The following is a 7,981-nucleotide window of genomic DNA, read 5'->3' as shown; positions in this document are numbered from 1 at the left end:
CATGCTCAAAACTCCCTCTCCTCAACAATATCAGTTAGAAATGGTCACGCTCGAAGAGCTGGTACCGAAGAACCATTTGGTTCGCAAGGTCGATGCCGCCATTGATTTCGAGTTCATTCGTGCTGAAGTCGAACATCTCTACTGCAAAGATAATGGCCGTCCGCCGATTGACCCTGTCCGTTTGTTTAAGATGATGATCCTCGGCTATCTGTTTGGCATTCCCAGTGAGCGTCGTCTGGTACAGGAAATTCAGGTTAATGTGGCTTATCGCTGGTTTTTGCGGATGGGATTAACCGAGAAAGTGCCTGATGCCTCCACGCTGAGCCAGAATCGTATTCGTCGTTTTAACGGCACGGATGTGTTTCAGCGTATCTTCGACCGGATAGTTGAACAGGCGTATGAGCAGCGTCTGATTGGTGGTCACACGCTTTACACTGACAGCACACATTTAAAAGCCAATGCCAATAAGCGCAAGGCGGTGAACAAAGAGGTGGCGGTCAGTGCATCGGCGTATATCGCTGAGCTCAACAAGGCGGTTGAAGAGGACCGGTTAGCCCATGGCAAAGCGCCACTGAAGCAAGATGACTCGAAGGAGCCCGAAACCAAAAATCAAAAGGTCAGCACAACCGACCCTGACAGTGGCTTTATGACGCGGGAAGGCAAACCACAGGGCTTCTTCTACCTTGGACCATCGCACCGTGGATGGCCGCCACGGCATCATCACGGATACCTTCGTGACGCCGGGGAATGTGCATGATAGCCAGCCCTATCTGGCCAGATTAGACCGTCAGCTTGAGCGCTTTAAGTTTAGTCCGATAGCCGTTGGTTTGGATGCGGGCTACTTTACTGCACCGCTTTGCCATTTAATCCGGGAGCGGCAAATTGCACCGGTTATTGCCTACCGTCGTCCCAATGTCACCGCTAATCCGATTAAGAAGAAGCAATTTACCTACGATAAAACAACCGATACCTATCGTTGCCCCCAAGGTGAAATCCTGACTTACAGCACGACAGACCGTCAGGGCTACCGGCATTATCAATCTAACCCTAAAGTGTGTCAGGATTGCCCGCTACGTCAGGACTGCACGAAGAACAAGCAGTATAAGAAAACGATAACCCGGCATGTCTGGGAAGAGGATAAAGAGCATGTGAGTGGTTTGCGGCTGCTGTCCGTGGGGTAAGAAGATTTACAACCGACGAAAAGAGACGGTTGAACGCAGCTTCGCAGACGCAAAACAGCATCATGGCCATCGCTATGCACGGTTCCGTGGTCTGGCGAAAGTGCAGATGCAGTGTTTACTGGCGGCGGTAGCGCAAAACATCAAGAAAATGGCCTTGCTGGCCTTTTTATCGCTTTTTTATGGCCTGAAATCGGCACTATACACCTTTGCAGAGTGCATTCTGCGGCATAACAAATCCGAGATTCAATACTGCCAGATTTAATAAAAGAAAGCAGAAAAACACAGATCAAAAAAGATCAGAATCCAGAAAACACAAACCCCGGCCAAAAAACCGGGGTTTGTCATTAATCTGAAAAATGCCAGTCAATTGACTGGCATTTTTTTTGGAAGTTTTTATTCCTAATCACGGCGTTATTAGCGATAATTACCAGCTATTTGCAATTCTTCGGGCTGTTTTATGGGTAAAAGAACCATTATCGCGATCGCTGGTGCTTCAGCATCCGGCAAAAGTTTATTCGCATCAACAGTTTATCAGGAACTAGTTGCAGAACTTGGCGGTGAGCGGATCGCGATATTGTCTGAAGATGCCTACTACCGTGATCAGAGTCATTTGTCTTTTGATCAGCGTATTCTGACCAACTACGATCATCCTTCAGCGTTTGAGCATGAGTTGCTGGTAGAGCATTTGCAGGCATTGCGTGCAGGCCAAACTATAGCGATGCCACAGTATAGTTATAAACTGCATACCCGCATTGAAGACACCATCAAGGTCCAGCCGGCAAAAGTGATCCTGGTAGAAGGGATCTTATTGCTGACAGACGAGCAGTTACGTGATCAATTTGATATCACGGTTTTTATGGATACGCCGCTGGATATCTGTTTGCTGCGCCGGATAAAACGTGACCTCGAAGACCGTGGCCGCAGTTTGTCCTCGGTAACTGAGCAGTATGAAAGCACAGTGCGCCCTGCCTTTTTTGAATTTATCGCCCCGTCGAAACAATACGCCGATCTGGTGGTCACCCGCGGTGGCAAAAACCAGATTGCTATCGATATTATAAAAGCAAAAATCCGCCAGCTATTGTCGGAATAACAACCAGGAAAACATTATGATGGGATTAGTGGGCATTGTTGCCCTGTTATTGGTCGCCTACCTGGCGTCAGCAAATCGTCGCCGGATTAACTGGCGCACCGTAGGTGGTGCCTTTGCTATTCAAATTGCCATTGGCGCCTTTGTACTCTATGTGCCCTTTGGTCAGGAGGTGCTCTACAGCATCTCTCAGGTCGTAGCGAATGTTATCGGCTATGCCAACGCCGGTATCCAGTTTCTGTTTGGTGACTTGGGTAACTTCTCGCAAGGCTTTATTTTTGCAATCCATGTACTAACCATCATTATTTTCTTCTCGTCATTAATAGCGGTGCTATATCACGTCGGTATTATGACCTGGGTAATTCGTTTGATTGGTGGCGGTTTGCAGAAATTACTGGGCACCAGCCGGCCTGAGTCGATGTCCGCTGCGGCCAATATCTTTGTTGGTCAGACTGAAGCGCCACTTATTGTTAAGCCTTTTATCCCAACCATGACCCGTTCTGAATTGTTTGCCGTGATGGTAGGGGGGCTGGCATCGGTAGCTGGTTCGGTGTTAGCCGGCTATGCTGGTTTAGGTGTGGAGTTAAAGTATCTGATTGCGGCCAGCTTTATGGCGGCACCGGGTGGCTTTCTAATGGCAAAAATGATTTTGCCGGAGACCGAAACACCCAAAAATGATCTGGCAGAGATTACCACAGAAAAGCCGCATACTAATCTGATTGACGCCGCAGCCGCAGGGGCTTCCAGTGGTATGCAGCTGGCACTGAATGTGGGTGCTATGTTATTGGCTTTTGTTGGTTTAATCGCCCTGGTTAATGGCATTGTCGGTGGAATCGGTGGTTGGCTGGGTAAAGACGATCTTACTTTACAACTGATTTTTGGTTACGTATTCCAACCACTGGCTTTTATTCTGGGCGTATCTTGGGAAGAAGCACGCGCGGCTGGTAGTTTTATCGGTCAAAAGCTGGTGATTAATGAATTTGTCGCATACCTCGACTTTGTGCAGGTGAAAGAGCAGTTAAGCGCGCATACTCAGGTGATAGTTACTATCGCCCTGTGTGGCTTCGCCAATTTCTCATCAATTGCCATTTTGTTAGGCGGCCTGGGTGGTATGGCGCCAGGCCGGCGCGCTGATATTGCCGAGTTAGGTTTAAAAGCCTTACTTGCTGCAACATTAGCGAATTTAATGAGCGCTGCGATTGCAGGGTTCTTTTTTTCTTTAGGCTAAAAACAGGTCTTTTATATGACTCAACATGTTCCAACGTTGGATATAAGACGGTTTGCCACCGACAAAGATAACTTTGTTGCCGAAATTGGCAAGGCCTATACTGAGTTTGGATTTTGTGGCATTAGTGGTCACGGTATTCCGGATGAGGTAATAGAGAACACTTATCAAGCTATTAAGCAGTTTTTTGCACTGCCAACCGAAGTTAAAGCCAAGTATCACCAGCCAGGTCAGGGTGGGGCACGTGGATACACCGGTTTTGGCGTGGAAAAAGCCAAGGATTCTAATCACCCGGATCTGAAGGAATTCTGGCATGTGGGCCGGGAGCTGGACGGCCCAGCGCCGCATCCCAGTTTATATCCGAATGTCTGGCCAACTGAAGTACCGGCATTTAAAGACGCGACTTACCGTTTATATACCGAGCTGGAAAAGCTGGGTAACCGGGTATTGGAAGCACTGGCGCTTTTCCTGGGGCAAGACCAGTCGTATTTTGCTGATAAAGTGAATTACGGTAATTCCATTCTGCGGCCGATTCACTATCCGCCGATTAAGGACACCTCAACCCAATCGATCCGAGCTGGTCAGCATGAAGATATTAACCTGATCACCTTATTGGTGGGTTCTAATGAGGCTGGGCTGGAAATTTTGCGCCGCGATGGTAGCTGGTTACCGGTGACGACCATTGAAGGCACTATTGTCGTCAATATCGGCGATATGCTGCAGCGCTTAACTAACCATGTACTGCCATCAACGACGCATCGGGTGGTGAACCCGGCGGGTGCAGCGGCGGGTGAACCTCGTTATTCTATCCCGTTTTTTATGCATCCGAATCCGGATTATGTAATTGAAACCTTAGCCAGCTGTGTCAGTGCTGAGCGGCCAAACCGCTATCCGGAGCCGATTAACTCTAACGACTATCTAATGCAACGTCTGGAAGAGATTGGCTTGCTGAAAAAAGCCCAAAAAGGCTAAAACGCTGCTAAATTGTGCAACCGCGCTTGTCAGGCTGAAAATCGTATTGACGCGGCCTGATAAGTCGCTATACTGCACGCCACGTTAAGCGTACTGCGCAAAACGTTATGCAGATGTGGTGGAATTGGTAGACACGCAAGCTTCAGGTGTTTGTGCCCACAAGGCGTGAGAGTTCGAGTCTCTCCATCTGCACCAAATTAACCGGCTAAGGCCGGTTTTTTTGTTTTTGCCGTCCTTGGCAAAAACCTGCTTTGCAGGCATTTATTTTTACTTCCTGATTAAGCGCGTTGTAAATTTAAGCAAACAGTAAGATTTTTAAAAAAGCCAGTTGACGCTGCTTTTGAAATCGTTATACTGCACGCCATGTTGAGCAGCTAGCGCTGTAAACATAACGCAGATGTGGTGGAATTGGTAGACACGCAAGCTTCAGGTGTTTGTGCCCACAAGGCGTGAGAGTTCGAGTCTCTCCATCTGCACCAAATCAACCGGCTTAAGCCGGTTTTTTTATCGGTTTAATTCAATACGCCGGATAAAATCTTCTACCAGCAGGTCATAGAGTTTACTGCCTAAATACAAGTCCTCGACACCATCATCAATATTTGGGTTGTCATTAACCTCAATAACAAATACCTGCTCACCAGCTTGCTTCAGATCGACACCGTATAAACTGTCACCTATAGGTTTACAGGCGGCAAGCGCAGCTTGCAGCACATGGGCCGGCACCTCTGCAATCGCACAGGTGGTAAAACCGCCACTCTGAGTTTTGCCCTTACCGTGCTTATAAATTTGCCAATGGTTACGCGCCATAAAATACTTACAGGCGAATAGTGGCTGACCGTTCAATACGCCAATCCGCCAGTCAAACTCGGTATAGGTATAACGTTGGGCCAGAATAATAGCGCTCTGATCAAACAGAGCATTTAGCTGTGCTTTTAACTCGGTCAGAGTAGTGACTTTAACCACACCACGGGAGAAGCTGCCGTCAGGGATCTTTAGCACCAAAGGTAAGCCAAGCGTATCGGCGGCGCGTTCCAGATTATCTTCGTCCTGTTTAAATAGCATTAAGCCGTCTGGTACTGGCACTTTATGCTGCTGAAATAAGGTCTGTAGGTATACCTTATTACCACAGCGTAAGATTGAGTTCGGATCGTCGATGACGGCTAACCCCTCGCGCTCCGCCTTTACCGCCAGATGAAAGGTATGGTGATTTACGCCTGTGGTTTCGCGAATAAACAGGCCATCAAACTCCGGTAGCCGCTGAATATCCCGGGCTGAAATTAATTCAGTATCCATAGCCGCGCGCTTTGCAGCTTTTCGGAATAGCCCCAGCGACTTCGGAGTGCAAGGTGGAAAGGGCTCGTTTGGGTTGGTCAAAACAGCCAGATCATATTTAAAGCGGGCATTCTTTGGCTCCAGCCGCCAGATTTTGTGACTGTAACGTTCCAACACTTCAGCGAAATGCCCTTGTTCCTGCTCAGTTAACTTATGTACCGCACCAATTTTTATGGAACGGATCTGCCAGTGATTCTTTTTACTTAGCTCAACCCGGAGAATGGGCACTGGCAGTGCCTCAAATAAATAGCTGGCAAATTTACGCAGGGCTTTTGATGAGGTTTCACCAAAATAGATGTTAAACAGCAGTTGCTGTTCGGCAGCATCAGCCAGCGCTTTGTCGAGCAGACTTTGTAAGGTGCCGGGAAGTTCTTCGATAAGTTCAGATATTTCAAAGCGATTGAATTTATTGAAAGCTCGCAATGATGGCATAACGTTGTGGCCGCGAGCTTCTGCGAGTAGTGAGCAGTAGTAACCTGTCCCCAAGTAATGAGACTGACGGCATAGGTTAATAACACGTACCCGTTGTTTTTGTTTCGGTTGCCATTTTAGATATGCCGGCAGACTCATTACGCCGTCATATTGATAGAAAGGAGCCCAATCTTGCAGTTTATCGACAACAATAACCAGTTTAGCCATAAGTTAGATCCTGTCCTCTTACCTGAGAAATTCCCTAAAGTATCGGTAATAAAAGTAAATTCCGCTACTATACTGAGCATAATCAGATATTAGCGTTGAGTACTGTATCGGATGGATGTTCAACAGGTTATTGAGATCCGGGAAGCGACTAGTCAGGATCTATCGGCATTGCTGGTTATTGAGCTGCAATGTTTTCATAGTGACCGCCTTAGTCAACGCAGTTTCAGACGTTTTATCTCTGAAAAACGTAGTGATCTCTTTGTGCTATGTTTAGACAAGGAGATAGTAGGTTACTATTTATTGATCTACCGGCGCGGTAGCAGTATGGCCAGGTTATATTCAATTGCTGTGGTACCGCGTTTGCAAGGGCAAGGTCTGGCCAAGCGTCTGATCGCGGATGCGGAGCAAAAGGCGCTGCTCAGGCATTGTGTGTTATTACGATTAGAAGTGCGGCCTGACAATCAACCTGCAATAAAACTATACCAAAAGCTTGGCTATCATCCATTCGGCGTTAAGCTGGATTTTTACGAAGATCATAGTGATGCGTTGTGCCTGCAAAAACAAATCCATCATTATCAGGCCGCGTCCTATACCAGACTGGTGCCTTATATTGCGCAAACTACCCCATTTACTTGCGGCCCTGCCTGTCTGCTAATGGCATTTAACTATTTTCAACCCGGGGAATTCAGCCCCGAACATCTGGAAATTGAACTATGGCGGGAAGCAACAACGATATTTATGACGTCTGGTCATGGGGGTTGTGGTCCTAGGGGTTTGGCGTTAGCTGCGGCAAAGCGCGGCTTTGTAGTGCAAATTTATCTGAATCAGGACGGTCCCTTGTTTTTGGATTCGGTGCGTAGTCCTGAAAAAAAGTCGGTGATGCAGCGGGTCTATCAAGCAGATCAAGCTAAAGTTACGCAACTAGGTTTACCTTTGGTTCTAACCGAACCGGATCTCTCTTTAATAAGCAAGCTGCTTAAAGATGGTTATATCTTACTGGCGTTAATCAGTACCTGGCAGTTTGACCGCTCGAAAGCGCCGCACTGGATAGTGATTTGTGCTGTTGACGCTGACTTTGTCTATATTAACGATCCCGATGTTGAAGATATCCCCTGGCTTTCACCAACGGAGCGCCACTATATACCTGTGAGTCACCATATCTTTAATAAGGCCTTTGCATACGGTAAAAAGCGTCTGAAAGCTTTGTTAGCGATTAAAAAGGTCTGAAAATAAGCACTTTGCTGCATTTTTCTGCGAACGATCTAAAAACCCTAAGTTTTCTATAAACTCTGCTTGCAGCCTTGTTAAAACGCTCTATAATGCGCACCATGCCACGGGGTGCTGCGCTAAACGAGTTTAGCTGGCAAGCCGGATGAGAAAACGAAGCGCTCAAAAATCTTGAAAAAGACGCTTGACAGCAACGTTTAAATCACTAAAATGACGGCCTCGCTTCAGGGTGCTGACGAAAGCCCCAAAAAGCAGAGTGAAGCAGTAAGTGAAATGAAAGCAGAGTCGAACGTGACGGTGAGTCTTAAAAAAAGAATC

The 7,981-nt window shown here is 47.2% G+C and carries 5 protein-coding genes, 2 tRNA genes and 1 pseudogene; 7 read left to right on the top strand and 1 reads right to left on the bottom strand.

Annotation, left to right across the window (positions count from 1 at the left end):
* Position 1 precedes the first annotated feature (1 nt).
* The 6 genes and pseudogenes from AJE_RS04270 (at position 2) to AJE_RS04245 (ending at position 4,944) form a co-directional block, all read left to right on the top strand.
* A pseudogene (locus tag AJE_RS04270) lies at positions 2-1,443 on the top strand (IS1182 family transposase).
* Positions 1,444-1,638: 195 nt separating this feature from the next.
* The gene (gene udk / locus AJE_RS04265) at positions 1,639-2,271 is read left to right on the top strand and encodes a uridine kinase (protein WP_008949822.1); all 633 of its coding nucleotides are present in this window, start codon (positions 1,639-1,641) and stop codon (positions 2,269-2,271) included.
* A gap of 16 nt (positions 2,272-2,287) precedes the next feature.
* Positions 2,288-3,496, top strand: a complete 1,209-nt coding sequence (locus AJE_RS04260) for a NupC/NupG family nucleoside CNT transporter (protein ID WP_008608634.1) — start codon at positions 2,288-2,290, stop codon at positions 3,494-3,496.
* Between the two features lie 15 nt (positions 3,497-3,511).
* Positions 3,512-4,465 (top strand): isopenicillin N synthase family dioxygenase, encoded by a 954-nt coding sequence (locus AJE_RS04255; RefSeq protein ID WP_008949821.1) that lies wholly within the window; start codon positions 3,512-3,514, stop codon positions 4,463-4,465.
* 109 nt (positions 4,466-4,574) lie between these two features.
* Positions 4,575-4,660 (top strand) — tRNA-Leu (locus AJE_RS04250).
* 198 nt (positions 4,661-4,858) lie between these two features.
* Positions 4,859-4,944, top strand: a tRNA-Leu gene (locus tag AJE_RS04245).
* A gap of 25 nt (positions 4,945-4,969) precedes the next feature.
* Here AJE_RS04245 and AJE_RS04240 read toward each other — a convergent pair.
* Positions 4,970-6,436 (bottom strand): RimK family alpha-L-glutamate ligase, encoded by a 1,467-nt coding sequence (locus AJE_RS04240; RefSeq protein ID WP_008949820.1) that lies wholly within the window; start codon positions 6,434-6,436, stop codon positions 4,970-4,972.
* A gap of 111 nt (positions 6,437-6,547) precedes the next feature.
* On the opposite strand from AJE_RS04240, the gene AJE_RS04235 reads away from it, so the two are divergent.
* Positions 6,548-7,663 (top strand): GNAT family N-acetyltransferase/peptidase C39 family protein, encoded by a 1,116-nt coding sequence (locus AJE_RS04235; protein ID WP_008949819.1) that lies wholly within the window; start codon positions 6,548-6,550, stop codon positions 7,661-7,663.
* The last annotated feature ends 318 nt before the right edge of the window (positions 7,664-7,981 follow it).

The organism is Alishewanella jeotgali KCTC 22429 (genome assembly GCF_000245735.1).
GTDB classification, from domain to species: Bacteria; Pseudomonadota; Gammaproteobacteria; order Enterobacterales; family Alteromonadaceae; genus Alishewanella; species Alishewanella jeotgali.
This window is presented reverse-complemented; position numbering and strand designations above follow the sequence as displayed.